23 protein-coding genes are annotated in these 17,863 nt (G+C 59.3%); 13 read left to right on the forward strand and 10 right to left on the reverse strand.

Annotated elements, in window-relative coordinates; all coding sequences use genetic code 11:
• Positions 1-26 precede the first annotated feature (26 nt).
• The 3 genes from FP026_RS14680 to FP026_RS30235 all read left to right on the forward strand — a co-directional run bounded on the left by FP026_RS14680 (position 27) and on the right by FP026_RS30235 (position 1,534).
• Positions 27-755, forward strand: coding sequence for an MgtC/SapB family protein (locus FP026_RS14680; RefSeq protein ID WP_149635355.1), 729 nt, complete (start codon positions 27-29; stop codon positions 753-755).
• A 69-nt stretch (positions 756-824) separates the two neighbouring features.
• Positions 825-1,376: a BON domain-containing protein gene (locus tag FP026_RS14685; protein WP_149635356.1), complete on the forward strand. Its 552-nt coding sequence runs from the start codon at positions 825-827 to the stop codon at positions 1,374-1,376.
• 20 nt (positions 1,377-1,396) lie between these two features.
• Entirely contained in the window at positions 1,397-1,534 is a 138-nt protein-coding gene (locus tag FP026_RS30235) for a hypothetical protein (protein WP_188112606.1), read from the forward strand.
• 10 nt (positions 1,535-1,544) lie between these two features.
• On the opposite strand, the gene FP026_RS14690 is transcribed toward FP026_RS30235, so the two are convergent.
• On the reverse strand, positions 1,545-1,988 hold the full coding sequence (locus tag FP026_RS14690; RefSeq protein WP_348642315.1) for a hypothetical protein: 444 nt from the start codon (positions 1,986-1,988) through the stop codon (positions 1,545-1,547).
• Positions 1,989-2,363: 375 nt separating this feature from the next.
• Between FP026_RS14690 and FP026_RS14695 the strand changes: the two genes are divergently transcribed.
• Positions 2,364-2,702 carry a hypothetical protein gene (locus FP026_RS14695; RefSeq protein WP_149635357.1) on the forward strand — a complete coding sequence of 113 codons (339 nt, stop codon included), beginning with the start codon at positions 2,364-2,366 and terminating at the stop codon, positions 2,700-2,702.
• A 104-nt stretch (positions 2,703-2,806) separates the two neighbouring features.
• Here FP026_RS14695 and FP026_RS14700 read toward each other — a convergent pair whose 3' ends face one another.
• A complete protein-coding gene (locus FP026_RS14700) occupies positions 2,807-3,043 on the reverse strand; it encodes a DUF2934 domain-containing protein (RefSeq protein ID WP_149635358.1) in 237 nt (78 codons plus the stop codon).
• 141 nt (positions 3,044-3,184) lie between these two features.
• On the opposite strand from FP026_RS14700, the gene FP026_RS14705 reads away from it, so the two are divergent.
• Both FP026_RS14705 and FP026_RS14710 read left to right on the forward strand, forming a co-directional pair.
• Positions 3,185-3,646, forward strand: a complete 462-nt coding sequence (locus FP026_RS14705) for a YbhB/YbcL family Raf kinase inhibitor-like protein (protein WP_149635359.1) — start codon at positions 3,185-3,187, stop codon at positions 3,644-3,646.
• A 318-nt stretch (positions 3,647-3,964) separates the two neighbouring features.
• Positions 3,965-4,153, forward strand: coding sequence for a DUF3008 family protein (locus FP026_RS14710; RefSeq protein WP_149635360.1), 189 nt, complete (start codon positions 3,965-3,967; stop codon positions 4,151-4,153).
• Positions 4,154-4,192: 39 nt separating this feature from the next.
• Here FP026_RS14710 and FP026_RS14715 read toward each other — a convergent pair whose 3' ends face one another.
• The 4 genes from FP026_RS14715 to FP026_RS14735 all read right to left on the reverse strand — a co-directional run bounded on the left by FP026_RS14715 (position 4,193) and on the right by FP026_RS14735 (position 9,516).
• Positions 4,193-6,568, reverse strand: a complete 2,376-nt coding sequence (locus FP026_RS14715; protein ID WP_149635361.1) for a phosphoketolase family protein — start codon at positions 6,566-6,568, stop codon at positions 4,193-4,195.
• A 19-nt stretch (positions 6,569-6,587) separates the two neighbouring features.
• The gene (locus FP026_RS14720) at positions 6,588-7,760 is read right to left on the reverse strand and encodes an acetate/propionate family kinase (protein WP_149635362.1); all 1,173 of its coding nucleotides are present in this window, start codon (positions 7,758-7,760) and stop codon (positions 6,588-6,590) included.
• Between the two features lie 485 nt (positions 7,761-8,245).
• A complete protein-coding gene (locus FP026_RS14730; RefSeq protein WP_149635363.1) occupies positions 8,246-9,214 on the reverse strand; it encodes a DUF72 domain-containing protein in 969 nt (322 codons plus the stop codon).
• A gap of 74 nt (positions 9,215-9,288) precedes the next feature.
• Complete coding sequence (locus FP026_RS14735; protein WP_246665347.1) at positions 9,289-9,516, reverse strand: hypothetical protein; 228 nt, start codon at positions 9,514-9,516, stop codon at positions 9,289-9,291.
• Between the two features lie 133 nt (positions 9,517-9,649).
• On the opposite strand from FP026_RS14735, the gene FP026_RS14740 reads away from it, so the two are divergent.
• The gene (locus tag FP026_RS14740; RefSeq protein ID WP_149635364.1) at positions 9,650-10,207 is read left to right on the forward strand and encodes a NuoB/complex I 20 kDa subunit family protein; all 558 of its coding nucleotides are present in this window, start codon (positions 9,650-9,652) and stop codon (positions 10,205-10,207) included.
• 333 nt (positions 10,208-10,540) lie between these two features.
• Positions 10,541-11,044, forward strand: a complete 504-nt coding sequence (locus FP026_RS14745; protein ID WP_149635365.1) for a sigma-70 family RNA polymerase sigma factor — start codon at positions 10,541-10,543, stop codon at positions 11,042-11,044.
• A 39-nt stretch (positions 11,045-11,083) separates the two neighbouring features.
• On the opposite strand, the gene FP026_RS14750 is transcribed toward FP026_RS14745, so the two are convergent.
• A complete protein-coding gene (locus FP026_RS14750; protein ID WP_149635366.1) occupies positions 11,084-11,476 on the reverse strand; it encodes a response regulator in 393 nt (130 codons plus the stop codon).
• 271 nt (positions 11,477-11,747) lie between these two features.
• On the opposite strand from FP026_RS14750, the gene FP026_RS14755 reads away from it, so the two are divergent.
• Together FP026_RS14755 and FP026_RS14760 are read left to right on the forward strand one after the other, a co-directional pair.
• Entirely contained in the window at positions 11,748-11,996 is a 249-nt protein-coding gene (locus tag FP026_RS14755; protein ID WP_246665370.1) for a DUF982 domain-containing protein, read from the forward strand.
• The gene (locus FP026_RS14760) at positions 11,993-12,184 is read left to right on the forward strand and encodes a ribosome modulation factor (protein WP_149635368.1); all 192 of its coding nucleotides are present in this window, start codon (positions 11,993-11,995) and stop codon (positions 12,182-12,184) included. Before FP026_RS14755 ends, FP026_RS14760 begins: the two co-directional genes overlap by 4 nt.
• A gap of 45 nt (positions 12,185-12,229) precedes the next feature.
• Here the strand turns inward: FP026_RS14760 and FP026_RS14765 are convergent, their stop codons facing one another.
• Positions 12,230-12,748 (reverse strand): ferritin-like domain-containing protein, encoded by a 519-nt coding sequence (locus FP026_RS14765; protein ID WP_149635369.1) that lies wholly within the window; start codon positions 12,746-12,748, stop codon positions 12,230-12,232.
• Between the two features lie 86 nt (positions 12,749-12,834).
• Positions 12,835-13,188, reverse strand: a complete 354-nt coding sequence (locus FP026_RS14770) for a hypothetical protein (RefSeq protein WP_149635370.1) — start codon at positions 13,186-13,188, stop codon at positions 12,835-12,837.
• Positions 13,189-13,333: 145 nt separating this feature from the next.
• Between FP026_RS14770 and FP026_RS14775 the strand changes: the two genes are divergently transcribed.
• From FP026_RS14775 to FP026_RS14785, 3 genes are all read left to right on the forward strand, one after another.
• A complete protein-coding gene (locus FP026_RS14775) occupies positions 13,334-13,984 on the forward strand; it encodes a UdgX family uracil-DNA binding protein (protein ID WP_149635371.1) in 651 nt (216 codons plus the stop codon).
• Positions 13,985-14,046: 62 nt separating this feature from the next.
• Positions 14,047-15,189 (forward strand): HlyD family secretion protein, encoded by a 1,143-nt coding sequence (locus FP026_RS14780; RefSeq protein WP_149635372.1) that lies wholly within the window; start codon positions 14,047-14,049, stop codon positions 15,187-15,189.
• 1 nt (position 15,190) lies between these two features.
• The gene (locus FP026_RS14785) at positions 15,191-16,798 is read left to right on the forward strand and encodes a DHA2 family efflux MFS transporter permease subunit (protein WP_149635373.1); all 1,608 of its coding nucleotides are present in this window, start codon (positions 15,191-15,193) and stop codon (positions 16,796-16,798) included.
• Between the two features lie 15 nt (positions 16,799-16,813).
• Here FP026_RS14785 and FP026_RS14790 read toward each other — a convergent pair whose 3' ends face one another.
• Positions 16,814-17,686: an NAD(P)H-binding protein gene (locus tag FP026_RS14790; RefSeq protein ID WP_149635374.1), complete on the reverse strand. Its 873-nt coding sequence runs from the start codon at positions 17,684-17,686 to the stop codon at positions 16,814-16,816.
• Positions 17,687-17,863 lie beyond the last annotated feature (177 nt).

Raw genomic sequence — 17,863 nt, forward strand, 5'->3', positions numbered from 1 at the left:
GCCAAGGTCTTTTTCCGGAGAATACCGTGCCGAATCTGATGGATAATATGCCCCTCGATCCGAGCTGGCTCGATATCGTCGTTCGGCTCGCATTGGTGACGGCAGCCGGTGCCTTGGTTGGCATAAACCGCGAGGCTGGCGGCCACGCGGCAGGATTCCGCACGACGATCCTGGTGGGATTGGCAGCCTGCCTGACGATGATCCAGGCCAATCTCCTGCTGTCGACATTGGGTAAGACACCGCAGTCATTCGCCGCGATGGACGTGCTGCGCTTTCCCCTCGGCGTACTGACCGGGGTCGGTTTCATCGGCGGCGGCGCCATCCTCAAGCGCGGGGATCTGGTGACCGGCGTGACGACGGCGGCGACCCCGTGGATCATGACCGCGATCGGCCTGTGTATCGGTGGCGGACAACTGGTCGTCGGTTCCGCCGGCGCCGTCATTGCCTTTATCGTGCTATCGCCCCTCAAATGGTTCGACAAGCTGATACCGCGCCGGCAAAAGGCGCGGTTCGTGATCGAGCTTCCGCGTGATGCCGGCGTTGCGGTCACCGACATGCAAACGGCGCTCGAGCCGCGCGGATATGCCTTCGCCTTTCTCGCCGAGACGATGGGGCCGACGGAGGCCACCGCGCATATTTCCTACGAGGTGCGATGGAGGCAGGCTGGATTGGATGCCGGCGGTGCGCAACTGCTTGCGTCTCTCCGGGAGCATCACAGGATCGTATCCTTCGAGATGCTGACGACAGGCACGTGACCATCGGCATCAAGATCGGAACATTCCCGGGCGATAAAGGTTTTTCCCTATCGAACATGGGAGAAAACAATGACCGAGATCAAGAATACGAAAAAGGCAAGGGATCCTCCGGATCGCGCCGATATTCGCACCCTGCAAGCGCTCGATCAGGCGGCCGGCGGCTCCGGAGACGTTATGGAGAGCGGCGCAGCCGGAACATGGGCGGCACAGGATATCCCGCCGCAACCGGGCACGGACGATGCACGCTGCGAGGATTCGGCCGAATGCGATCGGCGCCGCAAACAGGAGGTCGATGAAGTTTTCTTCAGGATTTCCGAGGTGCAATCCGGCCCCCAATCGCAGCAACTCGATGATTTGGCGCTGAAGGTTGAGGAGGGCGCATCTTCAGCACGGCAACATGAAAGGGCCGATGCCGAAATTCGCGCGGAAATCGAAAGCAGGCTGAAAGCGGATGGGCTGCTCGATACCGCAGGCATTTTCGTCACCGTAAGCCGCGGACGAGTCATCATCGAAGGATCCGTCGAAAATCACGAAGCCAAGCAGCGCGCGGAAGCGATCTCCCGTCAGGCGGGCGGCATCGTCGGACACGACAGCAACCTTGCCGTTCGCAAGGCGCGATAGATGGAAACGCCGAGATGCGCATGTTATTGATCGTAGTCTTTGGCCTGATGATCGCATCGGTACTGGCCATTCTCGTCATCAAGCCATTTACCGCCGGCGACAGCCGGGATTCGACCGTGACCAGTGGGCCGATCGAACAACCGGAGCCGAAGCCGTAGGGATGCATCCTCATTTGCTGGGCTGTTGACTGTTCTGCTGGCCATTTCGCGGATCGCTCGGCTTGATGACGAGAGTATTGCCGACCTTTGGCGCGGGCTTTTCCATTTGGCTATCGCCGACGGCCGGCGGCTTGAGAACGCCGTCGCAGTCCGCCAGCTTCTGACTTGGATTGCTGTCCGGCGTTGGAGTTGCCTGCGCGTCGCCGGTCTGCTTGTTTTCGGTCTGTCGATTGGTGTCCGTAGCCTTGCATCGGTCGTCGTTCGGCCCTTGTTGTGCGAGTGCGAAGGTCGAGGAAACGGCAACCGCTATCGCCGTCGTCAGCAGGACGCGGCGGCATCTGGGCAGGGTCCAGCTATTCAAATGGCGCGGCCAATCGAACCTGCGTTGAAACAATGGTGTCGAAGTCGATGAGGTAGCCGTCGACGACATTGCGTTGGTGATATTCTTTGCCATTGTTCACCTCGATGACGATATGAAGTTCTCGTGGCGAAAAACGTTTCCGATTGGGGTCGTCGTCCACTGCGATCGAAAACCAGCCGGCTTGAGAGGTCCATCACTCTTCGACCTCCCAGATGCCGGGAAGGCTGCGGATCGGATGGGTGGGAAGCTCGCCTGCCGTTTCGTTGGCTATGGAGAGAAAGCGGAAAAATCTCCATATTCTTCAGCACCATCGCGTCCGCTTGGCACGATCTGCAGCCTCATAAGGCTAACGTCCGGCTATGCGCATTGTTCCGGCCGATGCCGAGCGGATGCGGCGCCGCGCGATGGAACCATCTGGCAGCGCTGAGGTTAGGCCGCTATGGCAGTTGCAACGAACGAAGGCTTACAATGGCATCTGAGGAACCAAAGAGGCCGATATCCGCAACCGAGGCTCGTCAGGGCGTGCGCGGCGTGCGTCTTTTCACCGTGTTGGTCACGGCGTTGGTTCTGGCCGCAATCGTGTGGGCCGGCGTTGAACTATGGGGCCGTTACATCGAGCCGAATAAATCGGAGAATACGGCGCCGACCATAAGCTCCTCCGGTGGACAGCCGCAGGGTGGCACGATCGACAATACTACGCCTGCCGGACAAGCGGCCCAGCCTGCGCCAACCGACCGGCCGGAAAACAATCAGCAGGGCACCAAGAGCACGCCGGCCCAGCCGGGCCGCGACGGAACGCAGAATTAGGTGAAAAGCTTGCGAAGCGACGGTGATTGCGCTCTGCGCCAGCCGTTCGCCAACCAATACAAGCCAGGAAATTGCCTCTGCGGGAAATTTCCTGCGTATAGAAACTATCCGACGTTACGGTCCTTCGGAGAGGCATCATTCTCGGCTTCGAGCGTCGCAACTTTCCGCCGAAGCCTTATCAGCACTTCTTCGCCATCGGTGGATGCTCGCGTTCGCTCCATGTGCTCGCGTTCCGCGGCCGCCTGTTCCCAGTGGAGGTGGTTGCATCCCCAGGGGCGTCCCGCGGCCTCCCAAATGGCGTAGGCTCGCTTGCTGATCCATTCGAACCGTTCATCCGTCATTCTTTCTCCTCCGTTTTGGATGCACAGAACCGCGCTTGAGCATGAATGTTCCGCGCGGGGAACAAACATAGCGCTGATGGGTTGCACCTTATGTCCAGAACTTCACAAACGCATGAATCCACGACAGAAAGGAGCATCCTGATGGCTTTGACGTTGATCAGCAAGGCCTTTGCTGAAGACGAGCCGATGCCGAGCAAATACGCGCTAGAAGGCGAGAATCTATTTCCTCCGCTCTCTTGGGGCGGCGCTCCCGATAAAACCCAGAGCTTTGCTCTGATCGTCGAGGATCCGGACGCGCCGAGCGGCACGTTTTGCCATTGCGGCATTGCCAACATTCCGGCCGAATGGACTGGGCTGGCCGAAAGCGTCGATACGATGCAGGAGCAGGCGCTCCGCTTTTACAGGAACGATTTCGGCAATGCCCGCTATGACGGTCCGCGGCCGCCGCGCGGCGATCCCCCTCATCGCTATATTTTTCGGCTCGCCGCCCTTGATGTGCCGAGGGTTACGCTTCCGGATGCCGTCGGGGCAGAGGCAATGTGGCAGAAGGTGAAGAAACACACGCTGGCAGAGGCGAGTCTCGTCGGCACCTATCAATCATAGGCGCTGTCAGTCTTCCGCGGCCGGCGTTTCAGCGCCGGCCGTGCCCAGCACGAGATGAATGGGCACGAGACGAATGGCCGCCGAAATCAGGCGCCCGCCGGATGGTTGCTATGAACGGAAAAGACCAAGACGATTTGGATAAGGACGAACCGCGCACCTTCGCGCCGAGGATGTTCGCCAAGGCGAGATCATCCTGAAACGGCGGTGGCAGCGCGTCATATTCATCGGCGGCCTCGCCGCGGTGGTGCTGGTCATCCTGCTGGTGCGCTTCGCCGGATAGGAAAACGAGATCGGAAACAAGTCGAAGGAGGGCTCATCATGCCCGCAAAGTCGAAATCGCAACAAATGGCAGCCGGTGCGGCGCTCGCCGCCAAACGCGGCGAGAGGAAGAAGAGCGAGTTGAAAGGCGCATCGAAGAGCATGGTCGACTCCATGAGCGAAAAGGAACTTCGCGACATGGCATCGACCAAGCGAAAGGGAAAACCGGAGCACGCGGCCAAATCCTGATGGTCCGGTGGTTCCCTGAAACGCTGGGCCGTTCCAGCCTTACCGCTTCCACCGCCAGTCGCGAACTTCCGGCATATCCTCGCCATGACGCCGGACATAGTCGTGGTGCTTGATGAGCTTTGCCTTCAGGCCATCCACGACATCCGGAACTTTTTCGGCCAGACCCGGCACGCGGTTGATCGCTTCAAGCGCAAGATGATAGCGATCCAGCTCATTCAGCACTGTCATGTCGAAGGGCGTGGTCGTCGTGCCTTCCTCGATGAACCCGCGCACATGGATATTGTCGTGATTGGTCCGTCTGTAGGTCAGCCGATGGATCAGATAGGGGTAGCCGTGATAGGCGAAGATCACCGGCTTGTCGGTGGTGAAGATCTCGTCGAATGCCTGATGCTCGAGGCCATGTGGATGCTGTTCGGGATCCTGCAGGGCAAGAAGATCGACCACGTTGACGGTGCGGATCTTCAAGTCCGGGATCGCCTCATGCAATAGCATGACAGCGGCAAGCGTCTCCATGGTTGGCACATCGCCGGCACAGGCCATGACGAGGTCGGGAGCGATTGTATTATCCTCATAGCTCGCCCAATCCCAGACGCCGGCGCCGGCCTTACAGTGGGTGCTCGCCTCGTCCATGCTCAGCCATTGCGATTCAGGCTGCTTGCCGGCGACGATGACATTGATCCGGTCGTATGTATGCAGGCAATGATCGCCAACCCAGAGCAGCGTATTGGCATCCGGTGGCAGATAGATGCGCACCACGTCGGCCTTCTTGTTGGCGACGAGATCGACGAAGCCGGGATCCTGATGGGAAAAGCCGTTGTGATCCTGCCGCCAGACATGCGACGTCAGCAGGTAGTTCAGCGATGAGATCGGCTTGCGCCACGGCAGCTCGCGCGAGACCTTCAGCCATTTGGCATGCTGGTTGAACATGGAATCGACGATATGGATGAAGGCCTCGTAGCATGAGAAGAGCCCATGCCGGCCGGTCAGCAGGTATCCCTCCAGCCAGCCCTGGCAGAGATGCTCGCTCAGAACCTCCATCACCCGGCCATCCGGGGCGAGGTGGACGTCATAGTCTTCGATGGCCTCCATCCAGACACGATCGGTGGCTTCGAAGACGCTGCCGAGGCGGTTCGATTCCGTCTCGTCCGGGCCGAAGACGCGGAAGTTTTGCGAGGCGTCGTTGAGTTTCAGTATGTCGCGCAAGTAGTGGCCGAGGACCTCCGTCGATTGCACCTGCTTGCTGCCGCGCTCGCCGATCTTGATGGCGTAGTCCTCTATGGGGGGAACCAGAAGCTCCTTGCGAAGCAGCCCGCCATTGGCGTGAGGGTTGGCGCCCATGCGCCTTTCGCCTTCCGGCGCCAGCGCCTGCAGCTCGGCCTTCAGCCGCCCTTCGCGGTCGAAGAGATCGTCGGGATCATAGCCGCGCATCCAGTCTTCGAGGATTTTGCGATGGCCCTCGTCGCCGCGGCAATTGGCGACGGGCACCTGGTGCGCCCGCCAGAAGCCTTCGACCTTCTTGCCGTCGACTTCCTTGGGGCCTGTCCAGCCTTTCGGGCTGCGCAGCACGATCATCGGCCAACGCGGCATTCCTTCGGGCGATGCCTTTTCGCGCGCGTTTCTCTGTATGCCGCGGATGCGGTCGAACGCCTGATCGAATGTAGCGGCCATCGCCTGATGCATTGCAGCGGGCTCGTGCCCCTCGACGAAAAACGGCTGGTAACCATAACCTGAAAACAGGTCGCGCAGGTCCTTATCGCTTGCCCGGCCGAGGATCGTCGGATTGGCGATCTTGTAGCCGTTGAGATGGAGGATGGGCAGCACTGCACCATCGTGCGCCGGATTGAGGAATTTGTTGGAATGCCAGCTTGCCGCCAGCGGCCCGGTTTCGGCTTCGCCATCGCCGACGACACAGGCAACGACAAGGTCGGGATTGTCGAAAGCCGCGCCGTAGGCATGGACGAGCGCATAGCCGAGCTCGCCGCCTTCATGGATGGAGCCCGGCGTCTCCGGTGCCGCATGGCTTGGAATGCCGCCGGGGAAGGAGAACTGCTTGAACAGCTTTTGCATTCCATCCGCAGTCTCGGAGATATCCGGATATATCTCGCTGTAGGTGCCCTCAAGATAGGTATTGGCGACCATGCCGGGGCCGCCGTGACCCGGTCCGCATATGTAGATGACATCGAGATCACGCGCCTTGATGACGCGGTTCAGGTGGGCGTAGATGAAGTTCAGCCCAGGCGTCGTGCCCCAGTGGCCGAGCAGTCGCGGCTTGATGTGCTCGGGCCTCAGCGGCTCGCGCAGCAGCGGATTGTCCATCAGGTAGATCTGGCCGACGGAGAGATAGTTGGCGGCCCGCCAGTAGCGGTCGATCAGAGAAAGTTCTTTGGGCGAGAGCGGCGTGGTGACTGCATTCATTTCCGTCTCCTCGTTTTCGTCACGCGATAAGGGCGACGGCCTCATCGGCGATCACCTGTTCCTCATCGGTCGGGATCACGAATAGCTTCACTTGGCTGGAGGCCGTACTGATCGAGGTCGAGTTGCGCCGGTTCGCGTCGTCTTCGATCTCAATACCCAACCATTGCAACCTCCGTGCGACGCCGGCCCTGATCTGCGGCTGGTTTTCGCCGATGCCCGCGGTGAAGACGAGAGCATCGAGGCCGCCGATCGTCGCGCACATCCGGCCGACTTCGCCCGATATGCGCAAGCAGAACAGATCTATGGCTTCAGCGGCTTCCGGACCGTTGTCTTCGAGCAGAACGCGCGTGTCGCCGCTGATGCCGGAAACGCCGAGCAGGCCGCATTCATGGTAGAGAAAGTCCTCGATCCGTTCCGGCTGCCGCATCCCGCTCCTCATCAGATAGAGCAGGGCGCCCGGGTCGAGCCAGCCGGGACGTGTCGCCATCGGGATCCCGTCCAGTGCCGAAAACCCCATGCTGGTATCGCGGCTGATACCGTCCTCCATGGCGCAGAGGCTGGCACCGCTGCCGAGATGGCATGCGATGACCTTGCCCCCGGCGCGTGCCGGATCGATCTGCCGAAGCTGTGAAGCAATGTATTTGTAGGAAAGGCCGTGAAAGCCATACCGGCGCACGCCATTATCATGCATCGCGCGGGGGATTGCCAGCCGCCGGACAAGGTCGGCCTGCGACGAATGGAAGGCCGTGTCGAACGAAGCGACTTGTCGAACCTCCGGTCGAAGCTTTTCGATCGACCGGATGACACCGAGCGCCTGCGGTTGATGCAGGGGGGCAAGGGGGATGAGTTTCTCGATCCGGTCGATCGCGGCATCGTCGAGCAGCGTTGCCTCCCGAAACATCATGCCGCCATGGACGACGCGATGGGATACCGCGCGCAACCCGCCCGGAAGGTGAGCGAGCATATGCTCCAGGGTTTCGGCGACGACGGAGACGAAGTTTGCATCGTTATCGCCCTTGACCGGCTTCTCATATTTACCGTCTCCGATGGAATAGCGAAGCATCAATGAGCTTTGATCGAAGTCGATCTTTCCCCGGCCGACATTGCGCGCCTGCAGGCCCGCAAGCTCGAAGATCCCGATTTTCAAGGTCGAGGATCCGGCATTGAATGTCAGCAAGACATCGTCGGTCATGTCAGCCTCGGATGAAGGGTGTCGACTACCGCTAGTTAGGGCATTCGCGCCCGGAAGCAACCGGGCATACGGTCGCAGATCTGATCGGGCAAAGGCTTCGGGAACCAAGCCGAGGCCGGATAGTTCGGATCATGGTCAATTCGACAATTGCCCACCGATGTGAGGAGGTGCAAGATGGAAACCTACCGGCGATATCGCAAGAATGAGGTGCCGCCGGCTCCATTATCGTCAAATTCTATCATTCCGGCGATTAGATCAGGGGCTTCCTACCCAAGGAAACACTGCCCGGCGAAGACGATGTCGTTTTCCCCGGTGAAGAACTGGAACCCAATGACGCTTTTATGGCGGCGCGCAACAAGATGAGCGGCGAAACGCTCAGGCCCATTTATGTGGAACTGTCCGAGGGTGTGCAGTGGGACCCGGCATGGGGCCGACTGGAGTGATCCGAACCGAGCCGGCGCCTTTCTCCTGTGGTGAAGAGAACGTCATCGGCCCGGCCAATGCTGGCGGGGCCCTTCTGTAACCTCGGGCTTGCGCGGCCGCTTCCGTGTAAGGGGCGACATGGCTTCGACGGGTGAGGCAAGCCCGAGCCGCTCGCCCAGCCGTCGGGCATCGATCGGTGCCCTGACTTTCACGTCGTTGTCGAAATAGACATAGACGTCGCGACCCCTAGCAGACGGCTTCAGTGGCTTCAATACGCGGTTGGCATCGGCGGGCTCGCGCCCGTGCGCCCAGGCATTGATCCGTTTTGCCCATATATCCAAGGCTTTGTCATCGTAGCCGCTGACGTAGAGCTCTTTCGAGCCGTGGAGGCGGCAATAGACAAAGTCGGCCGTGAGATCCATCAGCAACGGCCATTCGACCGTATCGGCACAAACGAGTCCCATCTTGTTTTCCCTCAGCAGCCCGATGAAATCGGCATGCGCAAAGCTCTCGTTGCGGATTTCGAATGCATGGCGCAGCGGCCTGTTTTCGTCCGTCTCCAGCCAGTCGCGGCCGTCCATCCATGCATCGCGTCGCCTGGCAAGTCTGGCCGCGGCATGGGTGTCCTTCGGCAGCACTGCCATGAAGGCGGAAAAGAGGTCCGGGTCGAACCGCAGTCGCGGCGGAAACTGCCAGAGAATAGGGCCAAGCTTCGGTCCGAGGCGCAGCAAACCCGAGGCCATGAAATTGGCGAGCGGCGTCTCGACATCGCGCAGCTTGCGCATATGGGTTATGTAGCGAGAGCCCTTGACGGCAAAGACGAAGCCATCCGGCGTCTCGTCCCGCCATTTCGCAAAGGCCTCGGGACGTTGGAGCCCGTAGAATGTTCCATTGATTTCGATGGAAGGAAACTGCCGGGAGGCATAGGCCAATTCGCGCTTCTGCGTCGTGCCCTGCGGATAGAAAACGCCACGCCAGGGAGCGTAGGTCCAGCCTGAAATACCGATACGGATCGCACCTGTCTTTGTCATCTATTCATAGCCATGCCTGGGTCGACGTGTTTTCGTCTTCAGCGTCGGCTGTCGCAAAGCCGGTGAACCTTCCATTAGGTGACGTTGATGGAAGGGAGGAACGACATGACCTCGCTGCGCTGCCTTGGCTCGAGTATCTCGATCTCCCGTTTCCAGAAGGTCTCGGCCTCCGGGGGATCCGCTTCCCAGCTGTTGGTCGACAGGATATTGTCATCCATGACCAGAAGCCTGCGTCCGCCGAGCCGCAGATATTCCTTCGCAAGTTCCTGAGCACCGTTTCTCATGGAGTCTGGGCTTTTCATGGGCTCTGCTCCTCGATTGCTGCATTGTCGCCTTCAAACTCAACAGCAGCGCAATTGTTTCCAAGTTTTTGGATTTCTGCGCCCGGAACAAGCCGGCCCCAAGGAAGTTAGGGGTATCTATGGAGAACGGATCATGTCTTCCTTCAAAGACCGTCCTGTGATCAGCGATTTTCAATATCCCGGCGAGGCTCCAGGCGGCGATCCATTCCTGGGGACGATCAATAACGAGCTTGCCGACAAGGGCTTTCTTGTCACCAGCACGGACGAGTTCGTCACCTGGGCGCGCACGGGATCGCTGATGTGGATGACGTTCGGGCTCGCCTGCTGCGCGATCGAAATGATGCAGATGTCGATGCCGCGCTATGACGTCGAACGCATCGGTGCGGCGCCAAGGGCCAGTCCGAGACAGTCGGACTTAATGATTGTCGCAGGCACGCTTTGCAACAAGATGGCTCCGGCGCTGCGCAAGGTCTACGATCAGATGCCCGAGCCGCGCTACGTTATCTCGATGGGCTCCTGCGCCAATGGCGGCGGCTATTATCACTATTCCTACTCGGTCGTGCGCGGGTGCGATCGGGTTGTTCCCGTCGATATCTACGTGCCGGGCTGTCCACCGACCGCGGAAGCCTTGCTCTATGGCATCTTGCTTCTTCAACGCAAGATTCGCCGCAACGGGACAATCGAACGGTGATCGAATTCCGCATCGGCTCGCTTCTTTTCCGATCTCTTCCCTAGCGACATCCAGCGATTTTTTGAAATCGGATGGAACAAGCTCGGAATACAACCGTTTCCCAGCAAGATGCAAACGGCCTAAAGCCCGAGAGTCAATTCAAAGCATCCCGAAGACGCATCGCGACGTACAGCGAAAAGCAAAGACTATTCAAATCAAGACCAATGGCGATTGGGCCGGCACCCGCATGGATGCCGATTTTCGTCGCGCATGGCAGGCGTTGAACGAGATCGGGTGCTGCATGCAATGCGGGCGAGGAGGCGTTCTCATCGGAACCTGCCAAGGAGGAAAGTTGTGACCGACCTGTCTCGACCAACCGGTCTGCAAACCGAAATAGTCGAACTCATTCCAGCCCTTCGCGCGTTTGCGCGGACCTTTCACAGAAATACCAGTGATGCCGATGATCTGGTTCAGGAGACGCTGGCGAAGGCATTGGCCAATCTCAATCAGTTCGATCGCGGCACCCGACTGAAATCATGGCTGTTCACCATCATGCGCAATACGTTTTGCACGAAGTTCCGTATTGCGAAGCGGGAGGCTCCGGGTAGCAGGAAATGTGTTTCCGGCGATGGCATCGCCCCACCGTCACAAGAATGGACCATCCGGGCAAAGGAGCTGGAGGAGGCTTGCAATCACCTGCCTGAGCCTTATCGGGCGGTACTTGAATATGTTGTCATAGAAGGTCGATCCTATGATGCCGCGGCGGAAAAATTCGGCTGCGCGATCGGCACGGTGAAAAGCAGGATCAATCGGGCACGGCAGCAATTGGCCGCCCGCCTTGATGAGGATAGGCGCTAACGGCGTTCGCGCTCCCATCGCGTAATCCAGGGAATAGCGTTAGATGTCCCGTTTTCCGTTGCCGAACAGAGCCTTGGCGATGTGCTCCATGGCAACTGATTTCTTGCATAATACGAAGCCGGTAAAATCCGCCATTGCGCCCGCCGGCTCGTGGCCAAGGGCGAAGACATAGCGAAGCCTCTGTTTCTCAAGCCGCTCAACAAGAGAAAAGGCGCGTTCCGTAACCAGATGCAAATCCAGGATTGCCACATCCGCGGCGCCTACCTCAATGAGTTCGACGGCGTGTTCGATGTCATCGACCGGTCCGACTATGATCGCGCCGAGCTCTTGCAGTTTTTGCCGTGCCTCGTCGGCGAGGAAATAACTGTCCTCCACGATCAAAAGCCGTTTGCCCCTGAACATCTGGCTATAGGGGGCCGTCAAATTGTCCATCCATCAATCCAGAATGCGTTAATCGCTTATAGGTGGTTTCGCGTGAACCGCAAGGCGGGACAAGAACTGGCGTTCGCCTCACGGGACCTGGCGTCCAGAACATTCTAGGCCGATAAAAGTTTCCAAATCGCAGCGAAAGAATCTCGTGAAAGCATCCCGGATCGCGGCGGCCTTCAGGAACAAACGGCCGCGTCTGCGGTTCTTACAAAGGAGAGGGACCTCCGTGAAATGGGAGGATCAAATGCACGAAGTCATTGATGTCGAATTTAAAATGCTTTGGAACGCGCCAGTCCGCCTTGCTGCCGGAGATAAGGGTTGCCAGACCGTCCAAGGGCCGGAAGACGCAATCCATTTCCTGTCACGACGATGGCCGTGCGAAAGAGGCTCCTCCTACGCCCATGCGAGGGAGCGCTGCGTCGCAGCCGTTTCGCATCGGATTCCGGTCGAGGCATCCAGACCAGCCTTCGTGATCGCCTGCCTTGATGCGCGTTTGATGACAACTGGCGGATATCGGCCATGAGCAACGACGATAAGATTTCCGAAACGGACGCTTATGAACTCGGCAGGAAGGCCTTTCAAAAGGGCGCGACCGGCGACAATAACCCATTTCCGGAAGGCGACCACCGCCGAGACAAGTGGGCGCACGGGTTCATGGACGCGCAGAAGATCCCAAGCGATGAGCACCTGCCGGGCCGCCCGTCGAGTTGATAAGCAAGGCCTTGCAAATTCCTATGGGTTAAATTCGGCCGGAGATCACCTCTGCGTCCCAAGAGGCCCATCGCCTTCCCACATCAGCAGGAATTTCTGCGTGACCAAAGGCAGATTGTCGTCCAGCCATCTGGCCATCGACTGTTCTTCCGCGAGGCTTGCCTGCAATGCATCCTTCGCTTCACTGAAGTTTCCGGCATCCGCGATCGTCAGCAGCGATTTATATGCGGCGATTTCATAGTTTTCGAAGGCGAAATCGGCAAAGGCGTCTCTCAACACCGCGTCACCCAAGCCTGCATGGCTCATGACGGCTGTCGCACCGATGAACGAAAGGATCATGTCCTTGACGCTCAAGTAATTCTCATCCATTTCCTCAAGGATATGCTCAAGGCGGATGATCTGATCTTCGGTCTCGCCGATATGCTGTTCGAGCTTTGCCGCCACTGCGGGATAGCGCTCCATGCGCGGCAGCTGTGGCCTCATCATGCGCAAGGCTTCGTTTTCCATCGCATGGGCGTTTCGCAGGCCGATGACAAACATGTCGTGGATTTCTGTTTCCGTCATGGCTTTCTCCTTTGGCTTGCCGCCGTCTATAGGCGGTCGCGAACCGTAGCGGGTGCCGGTTGGTCCCGCACGGCGAGGTGGACGGATCAGCCGTCACCCTCTCGTTCGTTGAGGTTGATCTGACCCTTCTCGGCGAGGATCGGCAGGGCGATATTGTGCTGCGCCTCGTTCATTTCCTGCACGGTAACCAGCGTGCCGCCTTTTTCGAGAGCTGCCGCATAGGCGGCCCGCTGTTCCTCGTGGAAGAAGATGCCAGTCAGTGCGTCGAGAAAGCCCATGTGATCGATCGGCGATGTATCCGGTCGATTGCCCGGTGTCATAGTGATTGCGTCCTTGGGTATGCCGGCATCCATGAGTGCCTGGGCTGCTGCCTCCGCATCGTATTCGTCGTTGAAAAATGCGCTCAGCGCAAAGGAGCCTATTTTGCTGTCGCTGTTCATGACGAGTACCTCCGTTCTTTACGGTTTCATTGTCCTAACGAGCGGCGGAGACGTGGGTTCCCCTGCGGAGGACAGCTGGAGATGGAACAAAGAGAACGGCGATTAGTTGATCGTCGTAGAATCTGGAACCATTGCGAGCCCCCCAATGCTCGATAGATTTCCTTTGACCGGTACAGGTCCCTCGCTGGCATATGAACATGCGGACGCAGAAACTCTCGATGAACTGCGTGACGATGCTCGCTCATGCACGCGATGCGATCTCTATCGCAACGCCACCCATCTCGTCTTTGGCGAAGGCCCTGATACGGCCGATATCGTGCTTGTCGGTGAACAGCCCGGCGACAAGGAGGATCTGGCCGCGCGGCCTTTCGTCGGACCGGCGGGCCGGCTTCTCGATCAGTGCCTCGAGGAGGCGGGCGTGGACCGGGATCGCTGCTACGTCACCAACGCCGTCAAACATTTCAAATATCAGATGCGCGGCAAGAAGCGCCTGCATGCAAGGCCCAATGCCGGAGAGGTGCAGCGTTGCGCCTGGTGGCTCGGGGCCGAGCTCGAGCTCCTGAAGCCCAAACTGGTCGTCGCACTCGGTGCGACAGCGGTCTCCTCACTGCTCGGTTCGAAGGTCAAGGTCATGCGCGACCGTGGCCATATCCTGCATTCCCCGGGAAAGCCCGATGTTCTCGTGACCATTCATCCCTCGGCACTTTTGCGGATCAGGGAACAGGATGAAAAGGAAAAGAGCCGGCTCGCCTTCGTCCGGGATCTGAAAAAGATCCGACGCTTTTTGCGGCTTTGACCATCGTTTCAACCGATTGACCGGGAGCTGAACCCCGCACGACAACAAGCAAAGGTCATGTCATGGCTGACAATCAACCCAATATCATGGAAACCAAGCCGGATCGGCCAAAACAGCAGCCGGTTGACGATGCGGACCGTCGAAACGGTTCCTCGGAGGGAAAGCGGCCTTCATTCGTCCGTCGTCATCCTTTCTGGATTCTCTCCGGCATTGTGGTGCTGGCGGCTCTGATCGTTGGCGCATGGTTCGGCTGGAAGATCTATTTCTATCCTTACGAGTCGACGGACGACGCTTTCGTCGGCGCGCGCAGCTTTTCCGTGGCTGCCAAGGTTTCCGGTTATGTCGCGGAAGTTCCCGTGACCGACAACCAGCACGTCGAGGCCGGCGATGTCATTTTGCGGATCGAGCCGCGCGACTATCAGATCGCACTCGATCAGGCGAATGGCCAGGTGGAGGTGGCCAAGGCGGCCGTTGATAGCGCCGGTGCGCAGATCGAAGCGGCCAATGCTTCCGTCGACGTTGCCAGGGCGCAACAGAATTCCGCCACCGCTGCCCTCCAGTATGCGCAGCAGGAATCCAATCGCCAGCAGCAATTGGTCAAGACCGGTTCCGGCAGCGTGCAGGCCGTTCAACAGGCAACTTCGACCCTGCAGCAGGATCAAGCAAGCCTTGCGCAGATGCAGGCGAACGTGACCTCCGCATTGAAGAGCAAGACCGTGTCGGAAGCCCAGAAATCCAGCGCACTCGCCAGCCTGAAACAGGCGCAAGCGCAGGCGGAGGAGGCACAGCAGAACCTGAGCTATACGACGATCACCGCGGCCCAGCCGGGCCGCGTCGTGCGCCTCACCGGCGCCAAGGGCCAGTATATCGATGCGGGGCAGGCGATCTCGACATTCGTTCCCGACGAAATCTGGATTACGGCCAACTTCAAGGAGACGCAGCTGACGGACATGCGGCCGGGCCAGCCTGTGGAGCTTACGATCGATGCCTATCCGGATCATAAGCTCCACGGCAAGGTGGCATCCGTCCAGCCGGGCTCCGGAACGGCCTTCTCGTTGCTGCCGGCCGAGAATGCGACCGGCAACTATGTCAAGGTCACACAACGCGTGCCGGTCAAGATCATCGTCGACAAATGGCCCGCAGATGTCGCCATCGGCCCCGGCATGTCCGTGGTGCCGACGGTGACGGTGCGCCCGAGGAGCTGAGATGAGCGGCGCAAGCGCAACGGCAGGCGAGGCAGGGGCGTCTTCAGCGCGTGCCACGAATCCCTGGCTGATTGCCATCGTGGTATCGCTCGCGACCTTCATGGAGGTCCTCGATACCACGATCGCCAACGTCGCCTTGCGCTATATTTCCGGCGGTCTCGCCGTCAGCTCCGACGAGGCGTCCTGGGTTGTCACGACCTACCTCGTCTCGAACGCGATCGTGCTTGTCGCCAGCAGCTATTTTGCCGAGCGGTTCGGCCGTCGCAGGTTCTATCTCCTGTGCCTGGCGACCTTCACGATCGCTTCCGTCCTGTGCGGCCTATCCTGGAATCTGGAAACATTGCTGGTGTTCCGCATGATCCAGGGCTTTGCCGGCGGCGGCATGGTGCCGACCTCGCAGGCGATCCTTGCGGATGCCTTTCCGCCGGCAAAGCGCGGACAGGCATTCGCTCTCTTCGGCGTCGCGGTGGTCGTTGCACCGGTCATCGGGCCGACATTGGGCGGCTATCTCTCCGACAATCTTTCCTGGCACTGGTGTTTTCTCATCAACGGCCCCGTCGGCATCTTCGCCTTCGCCCTTGTCTATGCCCTGTTGAAGGAGACCCCTCAAACGCAGCGCATGCGCGAGGAGTTTCGCCGAAAAGGAGTCCGCTTCGATCTTGTCGGCTTTCTGCTGGTAGCGACCTTTCTCGGCTCGTTGGAACTCGTGCTGGATCGAGGCCAGACCGATGACTGGTTCGGCTCGGGCTTTATAATCGTGATGATTGCCATATGCGTTCTTGCGTTTCTCCTCGCGATCCCATGGGTTCTGACCAAGGCCAACCCGATCATCGATGGATGGTTGCTTGGCACCCGGCAATTCGGGTCCTGCTTCATCGTCATGATGGCGACCGGCGCCATACTGATCGCGACGACGCAGTTCATTCCTCAAGTCGTGCAGCAGAACTATGGGTATACGGCGACCTGGGCCGGGCTCGCTCTGTCGCCGGGCGGGCTTGTCACCATGGTCATGATGTTCGTCGCTGGGCGCGTGAATTCGCTGGTTCAGCCGAAATATCTGATTGCCATCGGCGCAGCGATCATTGCCGTGTCGATGTGGCAATTGACGCGGCTCTATCCCGGCCTGAACTTCGGTTTCTTCGTCTGGTCGCGCCTCTATATCGGACTTGGCCTGCCGCTGATCTTCATCCCGATCACCTCCGCCTCCTATTACGGCCTGAAGCCGGAGCAAACCAACCAGGCGTCCGCCATGATCAATGCAGCCCGCAATATCGGCGGTTCGATCGGTGTGTGCGTCGCGTCGAATGTGCTCGCTCATCGCGAGCAATGGCATCAGAGCCGCCTTGTGGAGCATGTCGTGCCATCCTCACCGGCTTATCAGGAGACGCTGCAGACCATGTCGCGCTATTTTGCCGAGAAGGGCGCGACAGTGGCGGATGCGCGGGCGCAGGCGACCGCCTGGATCGGGCAGCAGGTGCAGACCCAGGCGAGTTATCTCGCCTATATCGACGTGTTCCATGTGCTGATGCTGATTGTGCTTTGTGCCATTCCACTTGCATTGATCCTTAGCAATGTGGATCTGAAGGAGGGCAGCGGTGGCACGCATTGACAGCGATATGCGCTCTCAGCTCTTGAGAAGTCGCCGCAACACGTCGATCATTCCGGTCGTCCCTCGACGGATTTCGCCGACGCCGCTTTCCGCGTCGATCCGGCCGGCATTGTGGGCGATATAGAGTTCGGCCAGCAATCGTGCGTATTCCTCGGACAGGCCGGCTCTCTGCCAAACCATTTGCCAATCGGCCTCGGGTAGCGGTTGAGCGATAACGTCGCGGCCGGTCAAAGATGCTATGGCAGCGGCAACGCCCTCCGGCGTATAGCGTTGCGGCCCCTCGACATGAACAATTCTCTCAATTGCATCCGTCCGCTCCAGAAGAAGATCGGCAGCGATGGCGCCCACGTCGAAGGCGGAGACGGTCGGGAGAGCCTTGGTCAGCGGATGGTAGAAGCTCGGCAATCGGCCGCTCTCGGCCGCGGCCTTTGCCAGACGAGCCCAATTCTCCATATGCTCGGCCGAACGCAAGAGGATAAGCCTGGAATCCAGCTTTCGCAGACGCTTTTCCAAAGCGTGGAAGATCAAGGTGACGCCTGTTCCGGAATCGTGTTGTGCGCCGTAGTCGGAAATGGCGAGAACGGTTTGTGGTTTGGCTGTAGCCAAGGCCGTAGCGAGTGATCCGATCAATTGCATCATGCTCGTGCGGGGCTGCTCCGCGCGAACGTCGACGGGGCAGATGACCTGGACGGCGCTGGCGCCATGAAGCGCTCCGGTCAGAGCTTGATGATCGCTTATCTCGGCGATGGCGATCTCACAGCCGAGTTCGGCAAATTCCTTTGCTTTCGAGGGATCTCGCAGTATGGCCCGAACCGGAACGCCGGCCTCGCGCAGGGAGGCGATGGTCGTGCGGCCAACTTTTCCGCTGGCGCCTAGAATTGCATGCATGGGGTCTTCTCCTGTCGATACCTCTCCAGCCTATCCGTCTGTGCTCGTCGGATCGCACATGTTCGGATGGTCAGTTGCAGGTTCGGACGACAATCGAAGCATGTCGCGCAAAAGTGTGTCGCGGCTTTGCGAGGACGACATGCGCAAATTCAAGGACCTAAAGCGCGAGAAGCGAAT

This window comes from Martinezella tropici, from assembly GCF_008370325.1.
Lineage (GTDB): Bacteria > Pseudomonadota > Alphaproteobacteria > Rhizobiales > Rhizobiaceae > Rhizobium > Rhizobium tropici_B.

Coding starts and splice junctions, on each gene's coding strand:
- FP026_RS14730 (WP_149635363.1), bottom strand. CDS start 9,214: ATGACAAAGACAGGTGCGATCCGTATCGGTATTTCAGGCTGGACCTAC.
- FP026_RS14720 (WP_149635362.1), bottom strand. CDS start 7,760: ATGACCGACGATGTCTTGCTGACATTCAATGCCGGATCCTCGACCTTG.
- FP026_RS14775 (WP_149635371.1), top strand. CDS start 13,334: ATGCTCGATAGATTTCCTTTGACCGGTACAGGTCCCTCGCTGGCATAT.
- FP026_RS14715 (WP_149635361.1), bottom strand. CDS start 6,568: ATGAATGCAGTCACCACGCCGCTCTCGCCCAAAGAACTTTCTCTGATC.
- FP026_RS14760 (WP_149635368.1), top strand. CDS start 11,993: ATGAGCAACGACGATAAGATTTCCGAAACGGACGCTTATGAACTCGGC.
- FP026_RS14770 (WP_149635370.1), bottom strand. CDS start 13,188: ATGAACAGCGACAGCAAAATAGGCTCCTTTGCGCTGAGCGCATTTTTC.
- FP026_RS14695 (WP_149635357.1), top strand. CDS start 2,364: ATGGCATCTGAGGAACCAAAGAGGCCGATATCCGCAACCGAGGCTCGT.
- FP026_RS14700 (WP_149635358.1), bottom strand. CDS start 3,043: ATGACGGATGAACGGTTCGAATGGATCAGCAAGCGAGCCTACGCCATT.
- FP026_RS14785 (WP_149635373.1), top strand. CDS start 15,191: ATGAGCGGCGCAAGCGCAACGGCAGGCGAGGCAGGGGCGTCTTCAGCG.
- FP026_RS14790 (WP_149635374.1), bottom strand. CDS start 17,686: ATGCATGCAATTCTAGGCGCCAGCGGAAAAGTTGGCCGCACGACCATC.
- FP026_RS14755 (WP_246665370.1), top strand. CDS start 11,748: ATGCTTTGGAACGCGCCAGTCCGCCTTGCTGCCGGAGATAAGGGTTGC.
- FP026_RS14710 (WP_149635360.1), top strand. CDS start 3,965: ATGCCCGCAAAGTCGAAATCGCAACAAATGGCAGCCGGTGCGGCGCTC.
- FP026_RS14750 (WP_149635366.1), bottom strand. CDS start 11,476: ATGGACAATTTGACGGCCCCCTATAGCCAGATGTTCAGGGGCAAACGG.
- FP026_RS14735 (WP_246665347.1), bottom strand. CDS start 9,516: ATGAAAAGCCCAGACTCCATGAGAAACGGTGCTCAGGAACTTGCGAAG.
- FP026_RS14765 (WP_149635369.1), bottom strand. CDS start 12,748: ATGACGGAAACAGAAATCCACGACATGTTTGTCATCGGCCTGCGAAAC.
- FP026_RS14740 (WP_149635364.1), top strand. CDS start 9,650: ATGTCTTCCTTCAAAGACCGTCCTGTGATCAGCGATTTTCAATATCCC.
- FP026_RS14685 (WP_149635356.1), top strand. CDS start 825: ATGACCGAGATCAAGAATACGAAAAAGGCAAGGGATCCTCCGGATCGC.
- FP026_RS14690 (WP_348642315.1), bottom strand. CDS start 1,988: ATGGCAAAGAATATCACCAACGCAATGTCGTCGACGGCTACCTCATCG.
- FP026_RS30235 (WP_188112606.1), top strand. CDS start 1,397: ATGTTATTGATCGTAGTCTTTGGCCTGATGATCGCATCGGTACTGGCC.
- FP026_RS14705 (WP_149635359.1), top strand. CDS start 3,185: ATGGCTTTGACGTTGATCAGCAAGGCCTTTGCTGAAGACGAGCCGATG.
- FP026_RS14780 (WP_149635372.1), top strand. CDS start 14,047: ATGGCTGACAATCAACCCAATATCATGGAAACCAAGCCGGATCGGCCA.